This window comes from Sphaerisporangium sp. B11E5, from assembly GCF_039871875.1.
Classification (GTDB): Bacteria; Actinomycetota; Actinomycetes; order Streptosporangiales; family Streptosporangiaceae; genus Sphaerisporangium.
In genome coordinates this window covers 61186-80657 of record NZ_JBDPMD010000016.1, presented here as the reverse complement: position 1 = coordinate 80657, position 19472 = coordinate 61186, and the positions used below count along the sequence as shown (strand labels likewise).

23 protein-coding genes are annotated in these 19472 nt (G+C 66.8%); 14 read left to right on the top strand and 9 right to left on the bottom strand.

Going from position 1 to position 19472, the window contains the following annotated elements; translation table 11 throughout:
• Positions 1-160: 160 nt before the first annotated feature.
• Positions 161-526, bottom strand: coding sequence for a hypothetical protein (locus tag ABGB17_RS17395; RefSeq protein WP_347630636.1), 366 nt, complete (start codon positions 524-526; stop codon positions 161-163).
• 345 nt (positions 527-871) lie between these two features.
• Here ABGB17_RS17395 and ABGB17_RS17390 point away from each other — a divergent pair, with 345 nt between their 5' ends.
• The 13 genes from ABGB17_RS17390 (at position 872) to ABGB17_RS17330 (ending at position 11334) form a co-directional block, all read left to right on the top strand.
• Positions 872-1366 carry a hypothetical protein gene (locus tag ABGB17_RS17390; RefSeq protein ID WP_347630634.1) on the top strand — a complete coding sequence of 165 codons (495 nt, stop codon included), beginning with the start codon at positions 872-874 and terminating at the stop codon, positions 1364-1366.
• A 278-nt stretch (positions 1367-1644) separates the two neighbouring features.
• Positions 1645-2157, top strand: a complete 513-nt coding sequence (locus ABGB17_RS17385; RefSeq protein WP_347630632.1) for a hypothetical protein — start codon at positions 1645-1647, stop codon at positions 2155-2157.
• A 401-nt stretch (positions 2158-2558) separates the two neighbouring features.
• Positions 2559-3020 carry a hypothetical protein gene (locus ABGB17_RS17380; protein WP_347630630.1) on the top strand — a complete coding sequence of 154 codons (462 nt, stop codon included), beginning with the start codon at positions 2559-2561 and terminating at the stop codon, positions 3018-3020.
• Positions 3021-3103: 83 nt separating this feature from the next.
• The gene (locus ABGB17_RS17375; protein WP_347630628.1) at positions 3104-3673 is read left to right on the top strand and encodes an SAF domain-containing protein; all 570 of its coding nucleotides are present in this window, start codon (positions 3104-3106) and stop codon (positions 3671-3673) included.
• Positions 3670-4362, top strand: coding sequence for a hypothetical protein (locus ABGB17_RS17370; protein WP_347630626.1), 693 nt, complete (start codon positions 3670-3672; stop codon positions 4360-4362). The genes ABGB17_RS17375 and ABGB17_RS17370 overlap by 4 nt, the downstream gene beginning before the upstream one ends.
• A 29-nt stretch (positions 4363-4391) precedes the next feature.
• Positions 4392-5648 carry an ATPase, T2SS/T4P/T4SS family gene (locus tag ABGB17_RS17365; protein ID WP_347630624.1) on the top strand — a complete coding sequence of 419 codons (1257 nt, stop codon included), beginning with the start codon at positions 4392-4394 and terminating at the stop codon, positions 5646-5648.
• Positions 5645-6493, top strand: a complete 849-nt coding sequence (locus ABGB17_RS17360; RefSeq protein WP_347630622.1) for a type II secretion system F family protein — start codon at positions 5645-5647, stop codon at positions 6491-6493. The genes ABGB17_RS17365 and ABGB17_RS17360 overlap by 4 nt, the downstream gene beginning before the upstream one ends.
• On the top strand, positions 6493-7383 hold the full coding sequence (locus ABGB17_RS17355; protein WP_347630620.1) for a type II secretion system F family protein: 891 nt from the start codon (positions 6493-6495) through the stop codon (positions 7381-7383). Before ABGB17_RS17360 ends, ABGB17_RS17355 begins: the two co-directional genes overlap by 1 nt.
• 16 nt (positions 7384-7399) lie before the next feature.
• On the top strand, positions 7400-7603 hold the full coding sequence (locus tag ABGB17_RS17350; protein WP_347630618.1) for a hypothetical protein: 204 nt from the start codon (positions 7400-7402) through the stop codon (positions 7601-7603).
• An 11-nt stretch (positions 7604-7614) separates the two neighbouring features.
• Positions 7615-7971 (top strand): TadE/TadG family type IV pilus assembly protein, encoded by a 357-nt coding sequence (locus ABGB17_RS17345; protein WP_347630616.1) that lies wholly within the window; start codon positions 7615-7617, stop codon positions 7969-7971.
• The gene (locus ABGB17_RS17340; protein WP_347630614.1) at positions 7968-8375 is read left to right on the top strand and encodes a TadE family protein; all 408 of its coding nucleotides are present in this window, start codon (positions 7968-7970) and stop codon (positions 8373-8375) included. Before ABGB17_RS17345 ends, ABGB17_RS17340 begins: the two co-directional genes overlap by 4 nt.
• Complete coding sequence (locus tag ABGB17_RS17335) at positions 8372-8761, top strand: pilus assembly protein TadG-related protein (protein ID WP_347630612.1); 390 nt, start codon at positions 8372-8374, stop codon at positions 8759-8761. The genes ABGB17_RS17340 and ABGB17_RS17335 overlap by 4 nt, the downstream gene beginning before the upstream one ends.
• Positions 8758-11334: a BTAD domain-containing putative transcriptional regulator gene (locus ABGB17_RS17330; protein ID WP_347630610.1), complete on the top strand. Its 2577-nt coding sequence runs from the start codon at positions 8758-8760 to the stop codon at positions 11332-11334. Before ABGB17_RS17335 ends, ABGB17_RS17330 begins: the two co-directional genes overlap by 4 nt.
• A 6-nt stretch (positions 11335-11340) precedes the next feature.
• Here ABGB17_RS17330 and ABGB17_RS17325 read toward each other — a convergent pair whose 3' ends face one another.
• The 7 genes from ABGB17_RS17325 to ABGB17_RS17295 all read right to left on the bottom strand — a co-directional run bounded on the left by ABGB17_RS17325 (position 11341) and on the right by ABGB17_RS17295 (position 17061).
• Positions 11341-11646, bottom strand: coding sequence for a MazG nucleotide pyrophosphohydrolase domain-containing protein (locus tag ABGB17_RS17325; protein WP_347630608.1), 306 nt, complete (start codon positions 11644-11646; stop codon positions 11341-11343).
• A gap of 78 nt (positions 11647-11724) precedes the next feature.
• Positions 11725-12225: a hypothetical protein gene (locus tag ABGB17_RS17320; RefSeq protein ID WP_347630606.1), complete on the bottom strand. Its 501-nt coding sequence runs from the start codon at positions 12223-12225 to the stop codon at positions 11725-11727.
• On the bottom strand, positions 12222-13172 hold the full coding sequence (locus tag ABGB17_RS17315) for a nucleoside 2-deoxyribosyltransferase (protein ID WP_347630604.1): 951 nt from the start codon (positions 13170-13172) through the stop codon (positions 12222-12224). The genes ABGB17_RS17320 and ABGB17_RS17315 overlap by 4 nt, the downstream gene beginning before the upstream one ends.
• Before the next feature lie 23 nt (positions 13173-13195).
• The gene (locus ABGB17_RS17310) at positions 13196-14014 is read right to left on the bottom strand and encodes a carbohydrate kinase family protein (protein ID WP_347630602.1); all 819 of its coding nucleotides are present in this window, start codon (positions 14012-14014) and stop codon (positions 13196-13198) included.
• Between the two features lie 14 nt (positions 14015-14028).
• Positions 14029-14850: a hypothetical protein gene (locus ABGB17_RS17305; RefSeq protein ID WP_347630600.1), complete on the bottom strand. Its 822-nt coding sequence runs from the start codon at positions 14848-14850 to the stop codon at positions 14029-14031.
• Entirely contained in the window at positions 14847-15557 is a 711-nt protein-coding gene (locus tag ABGB17_RS17300; RefSeq protein WP_347630598.1) for a hypothetical protein, read from the bottom strand. Before ABGB17_RS17300 ends, ABGB17_RS17305 begins: the two co-directional genes overlap by 4 nt.
• A complete protein-coding gene (locus ABGB17_RS17295; RefSeq protein WP_347630596.1) occupies positions 15541-17061 on the bottom strand; it encodes a hypothetical protein in 1521 nt (506 codons plus the stop codon). The genes ABGB17_RS17300 and ABGB17_RS17295 overlap by 17 nt, the downstream gene beginning before the upstream one ends.
• Positions 17062-17266: 205 nt before the next feature.
• On the opposite strand from ABGB17_RS17295, the gene ABGB17_RS17290 reads away from it, so the two are divergent.
• Positions 17267-18652: a hypothetical protein gene (locus tag ABGB17_RS17290; RefSeq protein WP_347630593.1), complete on the top strand. Its 1386-nt coding sequence runs from the start codon at positions 17267-17269 to the stop codon at positions 18650-18652.
• A 5-nt stretch (positions 18653-18657) separates the two neighbouring features.
• Here ABGB17_RS17290 and ABGB17_RS17285 read toward each other — a convergent pair whose 3' ends face one another.
• On the bottom strand, positions 18658-19467 hold the full coding sequence (locus ABGB17_RS17285; RefSeq protein WP_347630589.1) for an SDR family oxidoreductase: 810 nt from the start codon (positions 19465-19467) through the stop codon (positions 18658-18660).
• Between the last annotated feature and the right edge of the window lie 5 nt (positions 19468-19472).

Genomic DNA, 19472 nt, shown 5'->3' with positions numbered 1-19472 from the left:
TGACACGTGTGCGGCCGCACGGGGTAGCTCCAGCTCCGCCGCGAAAGGGCGCCTCCCGTACTCCCCTCGGTCGTTGACTTCCTGTCCGCACCACCGGCCACCCGGCGCGGACAGGGAGGACATGGGTGAGACAGCGGAAGTCCCGACGTGGAGCGCTTGCTCAGCGAGGTGTGCGGATGGGGGGATTGCAGTCACGCCAACTGATGAAGCCCGGGCCTGCGTATCCAGAGCAGAGCTTGAACACCATGATCCAGCTGATGTAGGTGCGATCACTCTTGCAGTCGCCCTCTGGGGCCGTGACCGTGTAGATGGTGGGGTCGACTGGATTGTCCGTCGCGTAGTCGACCTTAAAGCGTAGGCCGTCGGTGGGGTTCTGGTCGCAGACGGTGATGGTCCGGCGGTCTGCGGAGACTGTGGCTTTGGCCGCGTTTCCGTAATGGTCGACCCAGGGGCCGGACATGGACGCCGGAGCTACGGGGGTCGTGGTGAGGAGGATGGCGAGTGCGGCGGCGTGTTGGAGAAACATGGTGACCTCCCTCGGCAACGGACGTACATGGTAGGTTGCTTAGAGTAATGTATCGAGTGCAGGTTGTTAATGCTGCTGGCTGGTGACGTAACGATCGGGTCGGTGTTGCGTCGTGGGTAGGTCGGATGGGAGGCAGTGATGAGGATCAGAAGTTCGCCGTCTCCTGGGCAGGGTAAGTCGCCGGCCGCCTCCGAAGATCGGTTCAGCCCGTTGTCTCCGCCCGCGTCACGCGCGATGCCGGTGAGTCCCCGCCGGCGTCGGCCCGCCTTGGCCGCGCTCGCTGTTTTGCTCATCGTGGGTGGCGGTCTAGGCACGACGTTGCTCGTGATGCGGAGCGGGCATCGTGTGGCGGCTATTCAGCTTGTGCGGCAGGTGGGTACGGGCCAGCAGCTTGAGTTAAAGGCGATGCGCGAGGTTCAGATCGCCGACACCGGCGTCGAGTACCTCTCCTGGTCGCTACGCGAGACCTACTCCCGGCACTACGCTCTGGTCACGTTGGTGCCGGGCACCCTGCTGACCAAGCAAATGATCTCCTCGGTGCGACCGGAACTGGGTCCCAGTGCGGCCCGTGTAGGGCTGGCGCTCAAGGCCGGGCAGTTCCCCAGTGGGCTCAAGCCGGGTTATCGGGTCCAGGTGATCCACGCACCCCTTCAGGGCGGCTCTGCCGGGCGGTACCGAGTGCTCGCGCCGAGTGCTCTGATCGACGGTGTGGAGAAACCGGTCACGGGTGGATCACCTGGGCTGATATCGGTGATCGTGGACAGCACGGTTTCTCCGGCCGTCGCCGCCTACGCCTCCAGCGGCGAGATCGCGCTGGCGGAACTCCCCGCATCTCGCTGAGTAAGATCGCTCTGCACGCAGATGGAAGCGCGACTCGCGACAATATGCGCGGACCACAGAGGCCTGCCTGTATGCCTGCGTTGTGTGGAGTTGCCTCTAAAATAATTCCTCGGGCTAATTGTCCTTTATGTGAGGCTGTCCAGGCGCAGAGGTCGATCGAAATCTGCCACTAGAGTTCCATAACTCTCCGTAGTAGCATGACTACCAAACGCAGTTATCCCCTTTGAACTGCGAGGAAGCTCATGTGGCGCGATATCCGTGGCTTGACGATGGCCGGAATGCTGGTGCTGGTTGCACTCGCCGCATGTCAGCAAGCGCCCAACAATGCCATCTCACCTGAAAGGCTTCCTCCCTCTATAAATCCCGCCGATCCGGCAGAGTCTCAGGTAAAAGAAGCTGTACTGCGTGCGTATCGGGGCATGTGGCAGGATTTCGCCTCTGCGGCGCGGACAGCTGACTGGAATGCCGCCGAACTGCGGGATCACGCCACGGGTGACGCGCTGCTCATCCTGCGGCATGGCCTCTGGCTCGCCCACCGCAATGGGGAAGTGATCAAGGGACAGCCGGTCCTCGATCCGCGGATCACCTCCCTCGTGCCGATGCCAAGTCCCACGAAGGCGAAGATCACTGACTGTGTGGATGACACCGACTTCCGTCTCCGCGGAAAGTCATCTAAGCCTGGCAAGGAGGATTGGCCGGCCGGCCGCCACAAGACCACGGCAGAACTCAGTCTGCGAAAGGATGCCTGGTACGTCACCGCTTTTGTGCTTCGAGAGGCGGGGACATGCTGACACGTATCGCTCTGCTGATCGCAGTGACCTACGTCACGTTCGCGACTGTCCCCCATGCCTCCGCGATGACGGATGGTGATGATCCTGGCGGCAGTGCGCTTGTCGGATGCGGCTCTGATCGCAGGACCGGGTGCATGACCGAGGCTCGGCGCTGGGGAAGGACACCTTCCGCGGTCCGACCGCCCCGGCCTGGTGACGGGGGTGTATCAAAGACCGGGGCGAAGCCACGTTGCACGTCATGGCCCGGGGTTGCGCCTCCAGGTGGCCCGGAGGGCGGGCGGTGGATGATTCTCAGGTGTCCTGGTCAGCCCGGATTGCTGATTCACGACGATGGAGCGCCGGAAGCCCCGGAAGGGGAGGATTCTGACAGGCCGTCCGTCACGCCTCTGATGGTGGCGTTGATGGCCAGGGATCGCTTCGTTCTGCCGATTCCGAAGATCAGCTCGTCGCCGCGGCCCTCGGACCCGCAACTGGTGCGGTTGCCGATCTGGCTGGCGATCGCGCACGACATCTGGCACCCGTATATGTCCACCGCCTCGGCGGGAGGAATCACGGCGACGGCCAGGGCCACGCCGGTACGCGTGGCGTGGGTCATGGGAGACGGGGCGATCGTCGTATGCCTGGGGCCGGGGACGAGGTACCGGGATGGAAAGGACGACCCGCGGCGGTCGTCACCTACCTGTGGCCACACCTATCTCGAATCGAGTGCGGAAGCGCCTCATGCCAGGTACCGGGTGACGGCGACGGTGACCTGGAGCGTCACGTGGAGCGCGATTGGGCAGAGCGGCACGCTTCCGGCACTGACCACCACCGCGGCCACGAGCTTCCGCGTGGCCGAGTCGCAAGCGATCGTCACGTCGTGAAGGGGAACCACGTAGTGACTACAGGGGTCAGGCCGGTACGACCGGCGACCGGGACACCGAAGAGGCGGCGTAGCGCCGGCCGAGTGCTCTTCGGCGGCATTCTGGTGATGGGATGCGCGTTCGTCTCAGCCGCGGTCACGTTACGGGTCGACGGCCCCACCGAGGCGATAGCCGTACAGAGGGACTTACCTGCCGGCCACACGCTCGCGGCCGCGGACCTGCGGTTCGTCAAGGCCTCCACGGACGCGGAGTTGATCGCGGCGGGACGTGCCGCGAGCGTCATCGGCAGGACGCTCACGGTGCCGATGGTGGCGGGTGCGTTGCTGGTGGATCGGAACGTCGGTGAGCCGGCCTACCCCATGCCTGGTCAGGCGATTATCGGAGTGGCGGTGAAGCCAGGCCAGTACCCGCCTGAGCTCGCCGCCGGGGATCGTGTCGCCGTGGTCGCGGTTCCTGGAGATGCGGCTACTTCGGACGTGAAGGTCGAGCCGACGACGATCGTGGCGGTGGTGACCCGGGTCAGCCAACCGGACCAGCCGCAGAATCCAGCCGTCGTGACCTTGCTCCTGGCACGGACATACGCCGAGAAGATAACCGCTCCAGCGGCGCAAGGGCTGGTGAGCCTGATGCAGATCTCTCCGGAGGAGCCATGACCGTGATCGGTGTGGCGTCCATGAAGAATTCGCCGGGCGTCACCACGTTCGCGCTCGCTCTTGCCGCCACCTGGCCGTGCGGAGAGGTGCTGCTGGCGGAACTCGACGCCGCGGGCGGCGAGCTGGCGGGTCACTTCCGGCTCGAACCCGACCCAGGTGTCGCGTCGCTGGCCACCGAACTGCGCCGCAGTCAAGAGCCGGACGTGTTGGGCAGGCACACCCAAGCCTTGCCGAGGGGACTCCGCGTCATCGCCGCTCCCGTCCGGCAGGATCAGGCGTACGCCGCGATCAGCGCGATGACAGCCACGCTTCCGGACGTGCTCAAAAAGCTGCCCCCAGAAACCACCGTCGTCGCAGATCTCGGACGGCTCACCGGCCCTTCTACGGAGCTCGCGGCGAGGGCGGACCACGTCCTCATCCTGACTCGGCCCAGACTCACCGAACTCGCCCACTTGCAAGGGCTCGCGGAAGCCGTCCCGCACGCAGAGATCGTCTTGATCGGCCGCGGCACCTATCCCGCCAACGAGGTGACCGAGGCGGTCGGACTCCGTATCCGCGCCCACATCGCCCACGACCCTGGCGCACGGGCGTTCCTGGAGGGGCGTCGGCAAAGGACTCGGGTGGTCAGGGCCGCACGTCGGCTGGCCACAACGCTTTCGACGGGAGCTCATGTGGGGGCGGCGTCATGAGGGAGATCATCAGCCAGCTGCGTGCCGAGGTGGCCGACCGCCTGGCCGCCCGCAGCCAGGCGGATGAGGAGAGCGGCCGTCCCCCGATGACGCCTCAGGATCGTAGGGAGTACGGCAGGGTACTGCTCATCGAGGCTCTTGACGCCTACACCCGGCAGGCTATCGAGACCGGGCGGTCTCCGCTGGACGCCGGCACCGAGGCGCGTATCGCCCAGGCAGTGGAGAACGCGCTGTTCGGTCTGGGCGGCTTCCAGGCTCTGCTGGACGACCCCGAGATCGAGAACATCAACGCTAACGCTTTCGACGACGTGCACGTCACCTATGCCGATGGCAGGGAGGAACAGGTCGATCCGGTCGCCGAGTCCGACGAGGACCTGACCGAGCTGATCCGCGCGGCGGCCGCTCTGCTGGGTGTGGGTGAACGGCGGTTCGATCCCGGCTCTCCGATCCTGTCCATGGAGCTGCCGGACGGCTCACGCCTCTTCGCGGTGATGTCGGTCTCCCGGCGGCCCGCCGTGTCGATCCGCCGTCACCGGCATCCACGGGCGACGCTCCCGGAGTTGCGAAAGAACGGCAGTTTCGACGAGCGCACTGAGGACCTGCTCCGCGCCATCGTCCGGGCCCGCAAGAACGTGGTCATCGTCGGCGCCACCGGTAGCGGCAAGACCACGTTGCTACGCGGGCTGGCGTCGGAGATCCCCAGAAGTGAGCGCCTGGTCACCATCGAGGAGCACTTCGAGCTTGGCCTGGATCGCGACAGGGACGCGCACAGCAATGTGCTCGCGTTGCAGGCCAGGCACGCCAATGTCGAGGGCCAGGGCCGGGTCACGCTCGCTGAGTTGGTGCGGACGGCCCTCGGCATGTCTCCCGGGCGCGTCATCGTCGGTGAGGTCCGCGGCGACGAGGTCATCCCGATGCTCAACGCGATGAGCCAAGGCAACGACGGTTCCATGTGTACGTTGCACGCCAGCTCCAGCAAGGGGGCGTTCTCCAAGCTCGCCTCGTACGCCGTCCAGTCCGCCGAGCGACTGCCGATGGAGGCCAGTGCCGTCCTCGTCTCCGAGGCCGTGCACTTTGTGATCCACATGGCGTTCGCTCCGGACGGCATACGGGTGCTGTCCAGCATCAGGGAGGTCGTCGGATGTGAAGGCATCTCCGTCACATCCAACGAGATCTGCCGGCCGGGGCCGGAACATCGCGCGGTGCGGGCCCATCCCCTTCGTACTGAGACCCTTGAGGAGCTGGAAGCCGCGGGACTCGACGTCGAAGCGTGGTTCGAGTCATGACGGAGAAGGCGCTTCTCGCCGCGTTGGCCGGAGCCGGCATCGGTATCGGCCTTCTGATCATCGTCTCCGGCCTGAAGCGGCGCGACGTCCAAGGAGAGAAGCGGGGCTTCCACGCGAGTCCGCAGATGCTCGTACGGTTCGCCGGGTGCGTCGGCGTCGCCGTCCTCCTCGGAGCCGTCACGCGCTGGCCCGTCGGCGCCGCACTAGGAGGGCTCGCCGCCTGGTACCTGCCGGCATTGCTGGGCCCTGACCGCGAGCAGGCACGAGCCGTGGCGAGAATCGAGGCCATCGCGGCGTGGGCCGAGATGCTGCGCGACATCCTGGCCGCGTCGGCGGGGCTCCACCAGGCGATCAGCGCCACCGCACCGATCGCTCCCGAGGCCATCCGGCCGCAGGTCGTCGAGCTCGCCACACGAGTGGACCAGGGGGAACGGTTACCGGCGGCCTTGCAGCGGCTGTCTGACGACCTGGCCGACCCGACGGGTGACCTGGTGTGTGCCGCACTGATCTTGGCCGCCAGAAGGCAAGCCGGCCAGCTCGGCGAACTGCTCGGCTCGCTGGCGTCCGCCGCCCGGGCTCAGGCCGTGATGCGGCTGCGTGTGGCCGCCGCACGTGCGCAGATCAGGTCCTCGGTGAGGACGATCGTCGTCGCCACGATCGCCATGGTGGGTGGGCTGATGCTGTTCAACCGCCACTTCCTCGCCCCCTACGACACAGCCGTGGGGCAGGCGGTACTGCTCACGGCGGGGTTCGTCTTCGCCGGGTCGTTCTTCACGCTCCATCGGCTCGGCCAGGTAGGTGAGCCGGCACGGATTCTCACGACTTTGAACGGGGGCGATGATTGATGGCACTCGCGCTGCTGCTCGGAGCCGGGGCCGGTCTGGGCCTGCTCCTCATCGTCTACGGGCTCTGGCCTGGCCGGTTGACTCTCGCTCAGGAGCTAGAGCGGCTGCGGTACGGCAGTCCTCCCCGGCCTCTGGCCGATGGTGATGCCGGTTGGGGCGGGCGGCTGGGGCGGCCGTTCATCAGTCCGCTGTCCTCCTGCGGGCTTCCGGGGGCGGTGACTCGTCGTGACCTCGCCATCTGTGGCAAGTCCGCGGAGCGTTACCTCGGTGAGAAGGGCACGGCGGCGCTCGTGTTCGGGTTGCTGGGCCCGTCCTTGTACGCAGTCGTCGTGCTGAGCGGCATTCCTGTGCCCTGGCAGGTGCCGGTCTGGTCGGTCGTCCTGCTGACGGTCATCGGCTTCTTCGTGCCCGACCTCGCGGTGCGCTCCCAGGCCAAGGAACGGCGGGCCGAGTTCCGGCAGGCACTTTCCGCGTTCCTGGACCTGGTGGTCATCTCCCTGGCGGGCGGCCGTGGCGTCGATGGCGCCCTTGCCGATGCCTCTGAGGGCGGTGACGGATGGGCGTTCGCGCGTCTTCGAGGCGCCTTGCAGGCCTCCCGTACCGCACGACGAACCCCGTGGGCGGCTCTCGGGCGGATGGGCGAGGAGTACGGCGTGCGGGAGCTGTCCGAGCTGGCCGCCGCGGTTGGCCTGGCGGGCACCGAGGGCGCCCGGGTGCGGGAGTCGCTCGCCGCCAAGGCGGCTTCTCTGCGGGCTCACCAGCTCGCCGACATCGAGACCGTCGCCCAGCGGTCGACGGAGCGGATGAGCCTGCCTGTGGTCGGCCTGCTCTTCGGCTTCCTGCTCTTCATCGGCTATCCGGCCATCGCATCCGTGCTGGTCGGCTTGTAATCCGAAGGAGGAAACGGTGACCCGACTCATGACCCCTTGCATCGCGATGAAGGAGCGCCTACACCAGTGCCGAAACATCGCCCGGCGCCAACCGGACCGAGGAAGCTTCACCACCGAAAGCGTGATCGTCACCGCGATCCTCGTCGGGATCGCGATCGCCGTGGGAGCCATCCTGCTCGCCAAGGTTCTGGCGAAGGTGAAGTCCATCGATCTGCAGTAGAGGCCGGGGCGGTGACCTCGGAGACGGCGGTGGCGTTCCCGTTCGTGCTGCTGCTCATCCTGCTCATCGTGCAGTTCGGCGTCTGGCAGCACGCCACCCACGTGGCCCAGGTCACGGCCATGGAAGCGCTGGCGTCCACGCGCGTCTACGGAGGCAGCCCCACCGCCGGACGGGTGAAGGCGTCATCGATGCTCGCCCGGCTTGGGCACTCGGTCCTGCACTCCACCCACGTCTCGGTGTCCCGCACTTCTGACGCCGCACGCGTCGAGGTCGCCGGAGTGGCGCAGGCGGTGGTGCCGTTCCTGCGCCTGCCGGTGAACTCGGTGGCCTACGGTCCGGTGGAGCGGTTCAGAGGAGACGGCAGATGAGGGCGACGGAGCGAGGGACGACAGCCGTCGAACTGATACTCCTCGCGCCTCTCTTGATCGTGCTGGCTCTGCTGATGGTCGCCCTGGGCCGTCTGGTGACCGCCCGGCTGGATGTGAACAACGCCGCCCACCAGGCTGCCCGGGCGGCATCGCTGGCGCGGACCCCGGTCGCCGCGGCCTCCGCTGCCCGCTCGGCGGCCGGGGCCGCCCTCGCTTCCAGGCGAGTCACCTGCGCCCGTCGCACCGTCGATGTGACTCTCGGCTCCTTCCAACCCGGCGGCAAGGTCACCGTGAGCGTCACTTGCCGCGTACGGCTGGCCGACATCGCGATGGTCCACATTCCTGGTGGCACCGCCCTCTCCGCGAGATCCGTCGCGCCCATCGACTACTGGAGGTCTCGATGAGCGGTTTCGTGGCCGGCATCGTGGGTGGCTTGCTTCTGCTCGCCGGCATCGTGCTGGACGGCGGCCTGGCCCTCGGCGCGAAGGTGCGGGCGCTCAACGAGGCCCAGGAAGCGGCGCGGTCCGGGGCGCAGCAGCTCGACCTCGCGGCCTACCGCCGCAACGGCGCGGTGCGGCTGGACCACGCCCGCGCCCGGACCGCCGCACTTGCTTACATCGCCGCCACCCCCGATACGGCAACTGTGGCGGTCTCCGGCAACACAGTGACGGTGGTCGTGCACGCCGTCCAGCCCGCACAGGTTCTCGGCCTTGCCGGAGTCGGTGCCTTTCGCGTGTCAGGCCGCGCCACCGCTATGGCACAGCGCGGAGTAACGGGAGTCTTGCAATGAAGAGCGCGTTCGCAGTCGCCGGCCGACTGATCAGAATGCTCGGCGTCCTGGTCGTGCTCGTGCTGATCGAAGCCGGGCTTCCCCTGATGCTCGCCCGGTTCGCCGGCTGGCCGCTGCCGAGGCGACTCCTCGCCTGGGACGGGATCGAGCACATGCTGGTGAGCCCGATCCCCGACGACGCGCTGCTCAAGATCCTCGCTTGCCCCCTGTGGCTGCTGTGGGGGGCTTTCACGGCCTCGTTGCTGGTAGAGATCATCGCTGCTGTCCGCGGCGTGGAGATCCACGTCCCCATGCTCGGGCCGATGCAGACCTTGGCGGCAGGACTGATCGGCTCACTCGCGATCGCGGTCCTGCCGATGGACGGGGCAGCGATGCATCACAGCCAGGCAGGACCCGCCACGGCGGCGGTCGCTGCCGTCACTCACGAGCTGTTGCCGGCAGCGCCGGTCAGTGAGGCGCGGCGCCGGACTCAGGCCGCGGACCCGGCACCCGTCCACGTCGTCGAACCCGGCGACACACTCTCGAAGATCGCTGAACGCAAGCTCGGGAGCCCGGGCATGTGGGGCCGGATTTGGCGACTCAACGCCCACAAGGTGCAGACCGACGGGCAGGTCTTCACCGATCCCGACCGCATCGTCCCTGGTTGGCGTCTCCACCTACCGAGGAATACAGCCCACAGCCACAAAGCGACGAAACCCGAACGGCCAGAGGGTGACACATCACCGTCAACCGTGGAGCGACGCTTTCCACCACCACCGGCGTACCCGTCCCCTCCGGTCCGACCACCCGTCCAAGAGAGCACGCCAGCACCAGACGCTTCACCAAGCTCAGCGCAGACGCCGGACGCTGTCCCGCAGGTGGTGGTCACCGTGGAGCTCCCGTCCGGGGGATTGGTCTCCTTGGCCTTCGCCGCTGGCATCAGCACCGCATGGGCGGCCGCACGCTTTCACCGTCGCCGCCGACGGATTCCGCCGCCGCTGTCATCCGATATCCCCGCCGATCCCGAAACCGACCCGCGACCCGCACCGGCGGTCAGAGCGCTACGCCGTGCCCACCTGCGCACGTACGTCGAGAGGGACCAAGAGCTACCGTCCGACACCGCCCTCATGCGAGCCGCGTTCTCCATCGACGTCCCTGACAAACTCGTCGCCGGACGGCGCGAAGACCAGACAAGCGTCGAGATCCAGCCGTCCGGACTGAGCCTCGGCCTCATCGGGCCAGGAGCCCGGGACGCGGCCCGCGTGATCGTCCTGGACCTGCTACGGCAAGCGGACAACTTCCGCTGCGAAGTCATCATCGGCGCCCACGACGCCCAGGACCTGTTCGGTGCACCGCAAACCGAACTGCAAGCCACAGCAGACGCGATACCTGGACTGACGCTGGTGGAGACGGCCGGCACAGCCACCGACCGCTTCATCCAAACCCACTTCACCCGCAGCCGTATGCTCGTCGAACGCGGCGCGGAAGACATCGACACGCTACGCCTGGCCGACCCCGGCGAAGTCCTGCCCGCCGTCGTGCTCGTCGCCTCGCTGACCGACGACCTCTTCGACCGAGGCATCGGCGCCATCCTGATGTCCGCCGACCGCAGCGGCATGGGAGCCCTGCTGATCGGCGACTGGCCCGCAGGAACCACCTGCGAGGTGGACCAGAACGGCACGGTGACCAGCGCCGGAGGCCCGAATGCTGCCCATTTCAGCGGCGCTCAGCTCTTTCACCTCCCTCTCCAGGACGGCACCGCCTGTCTTCGTCAACTCGCCGAAGCGGCCGAAGATGTCAGCGACGCCGCTCCGATAGAGGACGCCTCACCTGAGCCAGGATCAGCCACTTGGGCCGGTACTGCGCTTATCCGCCTCTCCATCCTCGGCCGCCCGCTGATCCAGGCCAAGGGGCGTCCTGGGACAGTGGCATTGGGGGGTCTCCAACTCCAGCTACTCGTCTTCCTCGCCCTTCACCCGGACGGCGCGACCCGAGACGAGATCTGCGTCGCCCTCTGGCCCGACAAGGCAGTAGACGTAGGTGTCCACAACCCGCTCCGACATCTGCGTGACGCTCTGAGATCGGCATCCGGCTACGCCGACAAAGGCCGTCGAGACGCCCCCTTCGTCAAAGCACATGGCAACGCCTATCGCCTCGATCCCAGCTTGGTAAGCGTGGACCTATGGGATTTCGACACCGCCGTCAGCGAGGCCCGCACCGCTAACGACCATACGGCTCGTCTCATCGCCCTTACACGAGCCGCCGACCTCTGCCGTGGCCCCTTGGCGCAGGGCCTCACCTGCGAATGGATCGACGAGGCACGCACTTTTCAGACCAGGACCCAAGTCGACGTCCTGAGCCAGTTGGCGTCCCTCCAGGAGGAGGAGAAACCGGAAGAGGCACTGAGCATCCTCGAACGAATCCTTCTTCTCGACCCCGATCCAGAAGACACCTGGCGTCGCATCATCCGTCTACAGATCCGCTTGGGACGCCGCAGCCAGGCGCGGAGCACAGCAGCGTTGCTGCAGAAATATCTGCAGGAGCTGGGTGTCCAGCCCACCCAGGAAACGGAGAAGCTGCTGACCGAGCTCTAGTGACGCTTAGCCCTCGCTGGTCCGGATGGGCACTCCTATCTCATTTCGCTCGTAGTTGCGGCGAGCGTTTTTCTCGATCTTGCGGGTGACCTCGTCGGCGAGGTTGAGGCCATTCATCTCGGCGACTGCGGCTACGTAGATGAAGATGTCCGCCAGTTCCTCCCCTAGGTCGGGAAGGCTTCTGCGCCATGCTGTGAAGGCTTCTCCGACTTCGGCGGTGAGAAGGCCGAATTCTAAAGCTACATCCGTAGTATTGAACCCTTTGTGGTTCTTGTTCTCCCAGATGAGTTTTTGGGCGGATTCGATGTCCAAGACTCCTCCGGCGATGGTGCAGCAGGGGTCTCAGAAGCCTAGCGGGACTCATGTGCCGTGTACTGGTCTATGCCGCAGTCAGCCTGTCGAGGGGAGTTCGAACGTCGTGGTGTCGAGGGTGAGCACGGTGGTGTAGTCGGCGAGTGTGGCGAAGACTCGCTCGTAGCCGGTCAGGACAGCGGCGATGTCGTCCAGGGGGAGGATCCTGCCGTCGCGTGCGAGGAGTCGTTCGTGGACGGTGGCCAGGGGGGCGGTCAGGTGGATGAGGGTGCCGGCGCGCGTGATGACGCTTTCGGCGAGGTCGATCGCTTGGGCCCAGGTGATGCGGGATCGGCCTCGATAGAGGGGGCCGTAGACCAGTTCGCTGATGAAGCAGCGGTCGAAGAGGATGCGGCCGGGTTGGGCCAGGATGGTGCGGTAGCGGTCGGCGAGGTCCAGGTGGTCGGGGGTCTTGGGGGAGTGCACCACGGTGAAGTCGTGGTGGGTGGATAAGTGTTTTGCCAGGGTGCTCTTGCCGACTCCGTCACAGCCTTCGAGGACCAGGGTTCGGTACTGGCCCGCCACCTGGTCGAGGTTCATGTTGAGAGCCAGGCTTGGACAGCTTCGGGGGTGTTCAGGTGTGCCTCGGTGGCGTACTGGATCATCAAGTTTCGCCAGTTGGGCTCGCGGCCGTGAGCGTGGGTGTAGGTGGGTCGTGGGTGCACCGCGGCTGTTCGAACGCCACGGGCGGTGGCCGCGCCGATGAGCAGTGCGGTTCCTGGAGGTGTTTCGGGGCCGGAGACGTCGGCGAGGAGCCGGGTGGCTGCGCAGGCTGCGGTCAGATCTAACAGGGCTGCTGCCACCGGGTCCGGGGCGTTGAAGCGCTGGGGGAGTGTCACTGTGTGGCCGGTGGCTCTGCACGTCTCGGCTAGTCCGTCACCCCACACACCGTACGGCGAGGCTTCGACGTAGATCGACGGAGAGGTGAAGGGGCTTTGGCTTACCTGATGTTCTGGGCCGTCGGGCAGGTCGAGCAGGGCCTCGACCGCTGCGTCCAGTGCGCTGTCCACCTGGGACAGGTTGCGTGACCGGAAGGCGGCGAAGCGAGAAGCGGCCGGCGGCTCAGGCGTAGGCGGGCGGCCGAGCCTGGGGACGCGGACGATACGCGTGGCCACGGCCTGAATGAGGGGGTCGGGGAATTCAAGGTGGGGGCCTGTCTCGGACAGGGAGTAGGTCTGGAAGTCCGTGCTGAGGACGACGACTGGGACGCCGCAGGCGACGGCGTATCCGATCTCCATGCAGACACCGTCGTCGAGGCTCGGCCCGTGCAGGAGGGCAACCATCGCGTCGAGGGTGCGGAGGCGCTCCCGGTCCAGTTCGAAGAGACGGCGGCCCTTGACCTCCGCGACCAGGTCTTCCTCGTCGGTGTCGCAGAAGGGGAGGAAGACTTGTTCGGGTCCTACCTTCGCCGCGAGACGTTGGGCCAGGTCGGCCGCGAGAGCGCGGTCGTGCGCGGCGAAGAGGCGATGGGCTACGTAGATGGACACCGGAATGCCCCCAAGGCGATGAGTCAGCCGCCACCAGGTGCGGCCATCGGATATGACGGGGCGGCGACATATCGGGCTGCGGCTATGGCGGCTTCGGCCAGAGCCTGCCCAGGTGTCGCGCCGTGCGAACGGCGGGCGAGGAAGGTGCCGGCCAAGGTGTCGCCGGCTCCCGAGACCTCACGTGGAGTGGACGGAGGGGGGACGACGGAGATCGTCTGCTCTCCGAAGTGTCGTATCACTGCGGCCCGAGGGCCATTGGTGACGACCAACTCCGGCAGATCGGCAGGATCACCGAAGTTCTCTAAGAGCCTGTACTCCGCCGCGTTGACGAACACCGTGGTCGTCTCCGGCAGCCATTGCGCGGCAGCGCGAATCATCTCTTCGGCACTCGACAGAAAGAAGTCGACGCTGAACTCGGCGTTGTGCTGGGCGAGTCGGGTAAGGACCGCGGCCACGTCGAGCGGCCGGCGGCAGCAGACATGGTACGTATCCTGCGGGTGCCGATCGATATGGGCGAGGGCGTGTGCGGTCAGGTGTTTGGCCACGCCATAGTCCGGGCGCACCGCGACGAGTTCGTCTTCCGCGTCGTATTCCAGTTCAAAGGAGGCGGAAAAGCCGTCCACCTGGCCGTGTGCTGTCCAGTCGATCGCGTCGAGTCCCGGGACCTCTGGCAGATGCGCGAGGTCGTTCCCGAGCACGCAGACCGGTGCGGCCGGTCGGCCACCCTTGACGGAGGCCAGAGCCACGAGAAGGGCCGCGCCACCCACTCTGCTGCCGGTTCGGCGGTCCGGATAGCGGATCTTGTCGTGGCTTACGTTGCCTATGACGTCAAGGCGCTTCATGATCCCGAGCCTGTTCAGAGACGATGGGGGCGGTGTGTACAGGCGACGACCTTCGTGCAGACCGGCCGGCGAGCGCAGAGCTGCGGGGCCGGGCCGTTGAGGTAGAGGCGTTTGAAGTAGATGAGGACAAGGTGCACCCACCACGTGGGGACGACTTCGCCGGGGATGGTGACCCGGTATCCGAGCTCGGCAGGTAGTGATCGGTAGTCGGCTGAACGGGCGTGCACGGCGGCTTCAAGGGTGTGGCGGAAGACTTCGTGAGCGATGGCGCTGGACGGGAGGCGGATGCCGAGTGCGGGGGCCAGCTTGCTGACCATGCCGGAGTCCACCGGGATGATCCCGCAGTGGTATCCGAGGGCGGTGAGCATCGCGCACTGGGCCACCTTGTAGGAGGCTCCGCGGACTCGCTGGGCGAAGTCCAGGATGAGGGCATCACAGTCGGCCTCGCTGGTCGGGTCGATGCCTTCTTTGTCCCAGTTCCTGAGAAGCTCTGCCAGCGACCGCAGGTAGTCGATTCGGGTTCGGGGAAGGCCGATAGGCCGCACCAATTCACTGAGTTCGGCGTCGGTGGCGGCGATGAGACGGTCGAAGCCCTGGGCATCCGCCGCGGCGATCACCTGGGCGTAGGTGCTCACCATGCGGTAGGAGACCCGGGTGGACCAACCGGCGGCCAGCATGCGCATCCGTGGATCGGTGATCGAAGTCGGCCACCAGCGGTTCTCGTCGTGATTCGCTTCGACCTCGGCCTGGACATCGGGCAGCGCGGCGGCGCGGGTGACCAGGCGGTGGACGCGCCGGATGTCGATCGCTCTCGGTTGCGCGCGTTCGATGGTCATGGAGTGACTCCAGCACAGACGCGAGCCGCCAGAAGCGCTATAGCCAGATTGGATGAGAACACGGGCTTGCGGAACCGGTGTTCCAGCTCGTTGATCACTGGAAGGGTGTGCCATCCGGTGCACGACAGCACCACTGCGTCGGCGGCTACGACCGCTTCCCTTGGCAACCGCTCCATGAGGCCTCGGACACGGTCGGCGGTCACCTGAGGATAGTCGTCAACCAACTCCAGACTGGCGTGGGAGAGGACCTGGATGCCGACGTCGCCCAGTGCCACTGCTTCTGCTTCCGTCACTGGAGCGGGATAGGGCGTGGCCAGTACGACACGTGTAGCGCCCGAAGCAGCAAGGGCACCCAGCAGTGCGTCGAACGCGGTGAGGACCTCTGCCGGCAGCGCCGGCCCGCCGGTGAACCCCGCTGAAGTGCACGCCAGCACTACCGCGTCCAAAGGGACATGCGACAACGATTCCAGCGCCTGCGCGGACGCCTCGCGCAGACCGTGCCAGAACGAGGAATCGATCGCGGTCGTTCTTGACGCCGGAACGAGCCGAGCGTGGTGAAAGACGACATTGGCCAGCCGCACACGTGCCAGCTCGCTCTCCACCGCGATATTGGCCCAGGGCAACAGCAGCCCGACCCGCACGGTACGGGGAAGCGACGCGTCCAGGGACGCCAACGTCGCGAGCGCACCGTCAGGCAGTGGTCGCAACGCGTTCTCCGTAGATCATGCGCGGTGCATGCCCTGTGACGACGAGGTCGGCGGTCGTGCCGAGTGGAACCGCGGCGTCGCGCTCCACGATCTGGATGGAGTACGAGCCCAGCCGCCGCCACCACGTGCCGTTGGGGCCGACGAAATAGGAGTGGAGACCGGGCACTCGCAGCCCGGCCGGGTAGACCCGTTCCTTCATCGGCTTGTCCCAGGCGTAACCGACGTCCGCTTTCCACGACGCGAAGTGCTCGGCCGACGGCAACGGCTCCAGCTCGCCGAGCGCCGCCAGCGGTGTCCCCGGGTAGGCGCGGGCGAGTCGCACGTTCGTGCGGTGGCACATCAGGCCGGCGTCGAGAATGTCGGCCAGACCACGAAGGTTCGCGACATGGGTGGCATGGGTCTCGCCCGGCAGGCCATAGATCAGATTAAGGCCTGGCAGCAGCTTCGGCAGACCGCCCGGGCCTCGATCGGCACCCGCCTGGTTCACATGCTCAACGGCTCGAATCAGGATCTCAGGCGTGCAGGTGAGGGAGTTCCGTTCGATGACGACCGGGTCGAAGCTCTCGATGCCCATCGGCGCGCAGTTGCCCTCAGTGCAGTAGTCCGCCACCAGCTTCGCGATGCGCAACCCGACGGGAGCGGCCACAGCCAAAGGATCGGCGTTGTCGATGTGCAGCACCTCCAGCTCGGGGCAGCGATCCCGGATGCCGCTCAACAGGGCGTGGATCTCGTCCTCGTTCCGATTCCGGTAGGAGAAGAAGCAGGTCTGCTGGCCGAGCCGGAAGTTCCGGACTCCGGCCGCGTAGAGCTGGGCCGTTTCGGCGATGACGTCCGGCACTTCGCGGAAGACGACGAGGGGCGACTTGGCTGGCTCATTGCAGAACTGGCAGAACTTCCGCCGCGTGCAGCCGCGGTACAGCTCCAGCTCGGCGATGGGCCGCCAGAGCATCTGCTCGACGAGGGCGGTGAAGGAGTCGCGGTCACGCCGCATCCCGTCGTACTCGGCCGGATGCCAGCTGCCGAGCGCAAGGTTCCCGGATGTCATCGTGTGCGTGTGGACGGCGTCGAACAGTCCCGCGTATCGAGCTGGCTCGGCCAGGGCGTATGTGGACAGAGGGCCGAGAAGGTACCGGCGGCCTCGCGTGCAGGCGAGCGCGCGGGCGATCTCCTCCAATGAACCGTTGACAGCGTGGAGATGGACGGACGGGACCGCGTCGCCGGCGACGACCACCACGATCTCAGCGTCCCGCAGGAGGTGGATGGCGTCGTCGCGATTGACGGTCGCTGAGTACGTGAGCGGGTCGCTCTGTGGAGGTTCCACCGTGGGCTTCCCGCCCGCCAGGCACCACCGGACGTCGTCGATCGTCAGGTAACGCACATCTGCCTCGGGCAGGAGGCGCCGAAGTGCCGACCAGGCGTTGCGGACGTAGGTGGACAGGTACGGCGGTACTCCCAGACCGCTCGGCTCGACGGTGTAGCAATCCAGGATCACCACGGGCCGCATGTGGTCCTCCTTCCACGAGTGCGTCGACGGCGTCTCAGGCAACGGTCCGCCGGAGGAGATTGCCGCCGCGGCCCTCTCAGTCTCAGCGCCGCCGGTGTTTCACAGGAGGGAGTGACCAGGTTGTTCGGTTGTACGCGGGTTGTCATTCGGTGGCGCAGTGTTCAATTACTGGAACCCAGGGTGATCGGCGAGGCATCATCAATACATGGGTGGCTCAGGAGGGAGCGGCGAAGGTAACGCCGCGCTCGCGGCCGTGATCCACGAAGCCGGGTGTTCGCACGCCGCGTTGGCACGCAGGGTCAACGAGCTCGGCGCCTTGCAGGCGGAGGTGTCGCGCTATGACAAGGCGTCCGTGACCCGTTGGCTGCAGGGTATGACCCCCCGGGGTCGTGCTCCCCAGTTCATCGCCGCAGCCTTGGCAGGCTTCCTGGGGCGTCCTGTCGCACCGATCGACCTCGGTTTTCCGGAGCAGCCTCAGAGGCCCGTGGTCGCGCGTGCGCTGACGTACTGTGATGACGTGGGTGAGACGCTGCATACTCTGGCCGAACTGGGTTCCACAGACATGTCCCGGCGCAGCCTGCTCGGCACGGTGCCGTTCGTCGCCACAGCCCTTATGGACCCGCAACGACAATGGCTTCTCTGGCTTCTGGAGGAGGAGCAGGCCCCGCGTCTTGCCGCCGTCACGGACGGTGGACCCGTCGAGCAGGTCCAAGCGATGATCGACATGTTCGACGAGATGGACAACCGGTACGGCGGTGGCGGGGTGCGGGCGAGCATCGTGCACTACTTGAGCACCCAACTGGTCCCCATGTTGCAGCAGCGTCACATGCCCGTTCGTCAGAAACAACACCTGTACACCTCGGCTGCGAAACTGGCCGCGACAGCCGGTTGGTGCTCGTATGACTCCGCCGACTACGGACTCGCCGAGCGCTACATGATCCAGTCGCTCAGGTTGTGTGCCGAAGGCGGAGACCGGGTCCTCGGCGGTCAGATCTTCGCGGGTATGTCGCACCTCGCCACAAGTCTCGGCCACCCGGCAGAGGGCGTCTCATTGGCCCGTGCGGGACTCGCCACCGCGAAGTCGGCAGGCAGCTCCCTCGGGCTCATGCGGCTGCACGTCATGGCTGCCCGGGGATACGCCGCCCTCCGCGACTCCCGCCAGGCGACGGCCTCCTTGCACGCGGCCGGAACGGCGCTCGAGGACAGCCAAGGGTCTGCTGAGGAGTCGCCTTGGGTCCGCTTCCTGGACCATCACTATCTGGAGGCCGAGGCCGCCCTGGTCCACCGCGACCTCGGCGAGGCGCAACAAGCGGAGCGTCTGGCCACGGCCTCGGTGAGAGCCAACGGCGACCGGCGTCGCCGCCAAGCAATCAGCCGTTCGGTACTCGCCACCGCTCTGCTCCAGCAGGACAGGCTGGACGAGGCCATCGCCACCGCGAGCAACGCCCTCGACCTGCTGGGAGACGTCCACAGTGAGCGCTCTGTGCAGGCTCTACGCGACTTCCGCGGACGGCTGGCACCCCGCAGGAACGAGGCGATCGTGCGCGACTTCGAGCGGAAAGCCCGTCCTGTTCTCGGCGCCGCGGCCTGATCGGGTCAGTACCCGTCAGGCGTCGGCGCGTTCTGGCCCCTGTCCACAGGGATGTTCGCACCTGTGACCGCTCGGGACTGGTCCGAGAGCAGGAACGCGACCACATCCGCCACCTCCTCCGGTAGCACCAGTTCACGTCCGGGGAACTCGTCGCGGAACCGGTCGAATGCCGGTGGGTCGTCCCGCCGCATCCGATCCCAGCGCTTCCCGGGTATGAGCATCGATCCCGGAGAGACGGCGTTGACGCGGATGCCGTCCCCGGCCAGCTCCCGCGCCAGGGACGACACCATGTGGATCTGTGCCGCCTTCGCCGCGCCGTACTGGGCTTGCGGTCCCGGTTTCCAGCCGGAGATCGAAGCCACCACGACGACGGAACCTCCACCGGCCGCCCGCAGGTGAGGGATGCTCGTCGCGATGAGGCGAGCCGCGTGACCGACGTTGACCTCCCACGTCGCCGACCAATCCTGAGCGGTCGCCTCCGAGATGCCCTGGCCTCGTGCTCCTCCCGCACAGGCCACGACGCCGTCCAGGCCGCCCAGCGTCGACGCCGCCTCCTCGACGAACTGCTCCAGGGGCCCTGGCACGGCGACGTCAAGGGAGCGGGTGAACAGCGCATCCGCCCGTCCGGACGAGCGGCGTAGCGTCTCCAAGAACTCGGGTTTGCGGGCGCATGTCGCCACGCCGGCTCCCTCGGACAGCAGCAGGCGGACCACCTGTTCACCCAGCCCTCGCGAGCCGCCTGTCACCAGGACTCGGCGTCCTGTGAACCGCTCCGCTCTCGCTCGCTGCCCCACCTCGGGCGTTTCGTCGGTCATTCCGC

Excerpts from the sequence above, each read along its gene's own strand:
- ABGB17_RS17310 (WP_347630602.1), bottom strand. The coding sequence starts at position 14,014 with ATGAAGCGCCTTGACGTCATAGGCAACGTAAGCCACGACAAGATCCGC.
- ABGB17_RS17370 (WP_347630626.1), top strand. The coding sequence starts at position 3,670 with ATGACCGTGATCGGTGTGGCGTCCATGAAGAATTCGCCGGGCGTCACC.
- ABGB17_RS17385 (WP_347630632.1), top strand. The coding sequence starts at position 1,645 with ATGCTGGTGCTGGTTGCACTCGCCGCATGTCAGCAAGCGCCCAACAAT.
- ABGB17_RS17285 (WP_347630589.1), bottom strand. The coding sequence starts at position 19,467 with ATGACCGACGAAACGCCCGAGGTGGGGCAGCGAGCGAGAGCGGAGCGG.
- ABGB17_RS17295 (WP_347630596.1), bottom strand. The coding sequence starts at position 17,061 with ATGCGGCCCGTGGTGATCCTGGATTGCTACACCGTCGAGCCGAGCGGT.
- ABGB17_RS17335 (WP_347630612.1), top strand. The coding sequence starts at position 8,372 with ATGAGCGGTTTCGTGGCCGGCATCGTGGGTGGCTTGCTTCTGCTCGCC.
- ABGB17_RS17340 (WP_347630614.1), top strand. The coding sequence starts at position 7,968 with ATGAGGGCGACGGAGCGAGGGACGACAGCCGTCGAACTGATACTCCTC.
- ABGB17_RS17320 (WP_347630606.1), bottom strand. The coding sequence starts at position 12,225 with ATGAACCTCGACCAGGTGGCGGGCCAGTACCGAACCCTGGTCCTCGAA.
- ABGB17_RS17380 (WP_347630630.1), top strand. The coding sequence starts at position 2,559 with ATGGCCAGGGATCGCTTCGTTCTGCCGATTCCGAAGATCAGCTCGTCG.
- ABGB17_RS17360 (WP_347630622.1), top strand. The coding sequence starts at position 5,645 with ATGACGGAGAAGGCGCTTCTCGCCGCGTTGGCCGGAGCCGGCATCGGT.
- ABGB17_RS17290 (WP_347630593.1), top strand. The coding sequence starts at position 17,267 with ATGGGTGGCTCAGGAGGGAGCGGCGAAGGTAACGCCGCGCTCGCGGCC.
- ABGB17_RS17330 (WP_347630610.1), top strand. The coding sequence starts at position 8,758 with ATGAAGAGCGCGTTCGCAGTCGCCGGCCGACTGATCAGAATGCTCGGC.
- ABGB17_RS17305 (WP_347630600.1), bottom strand. The coding sequence starts at position 14,850 with ATGACCATCGAACGCGCGCAACCGAGAGCGATCGACATCCGGCGCGTC.
- ABGB17_RS17395 (WP_347630636.1), bottom strand. The coding sequence starts at position 526 with ATGTTTCTCCAACACGCCGCCGCACTCGCCATCCTCCTCACCACGACC.
- ABGB17_RS17355 (WP_347630620.1), top strand. The coding sequence starts at position 6,493 with ATGGCACTCGCGCTGCTGCTCGGAGCCGGGGCCGGTCTGGGCCTGCTC.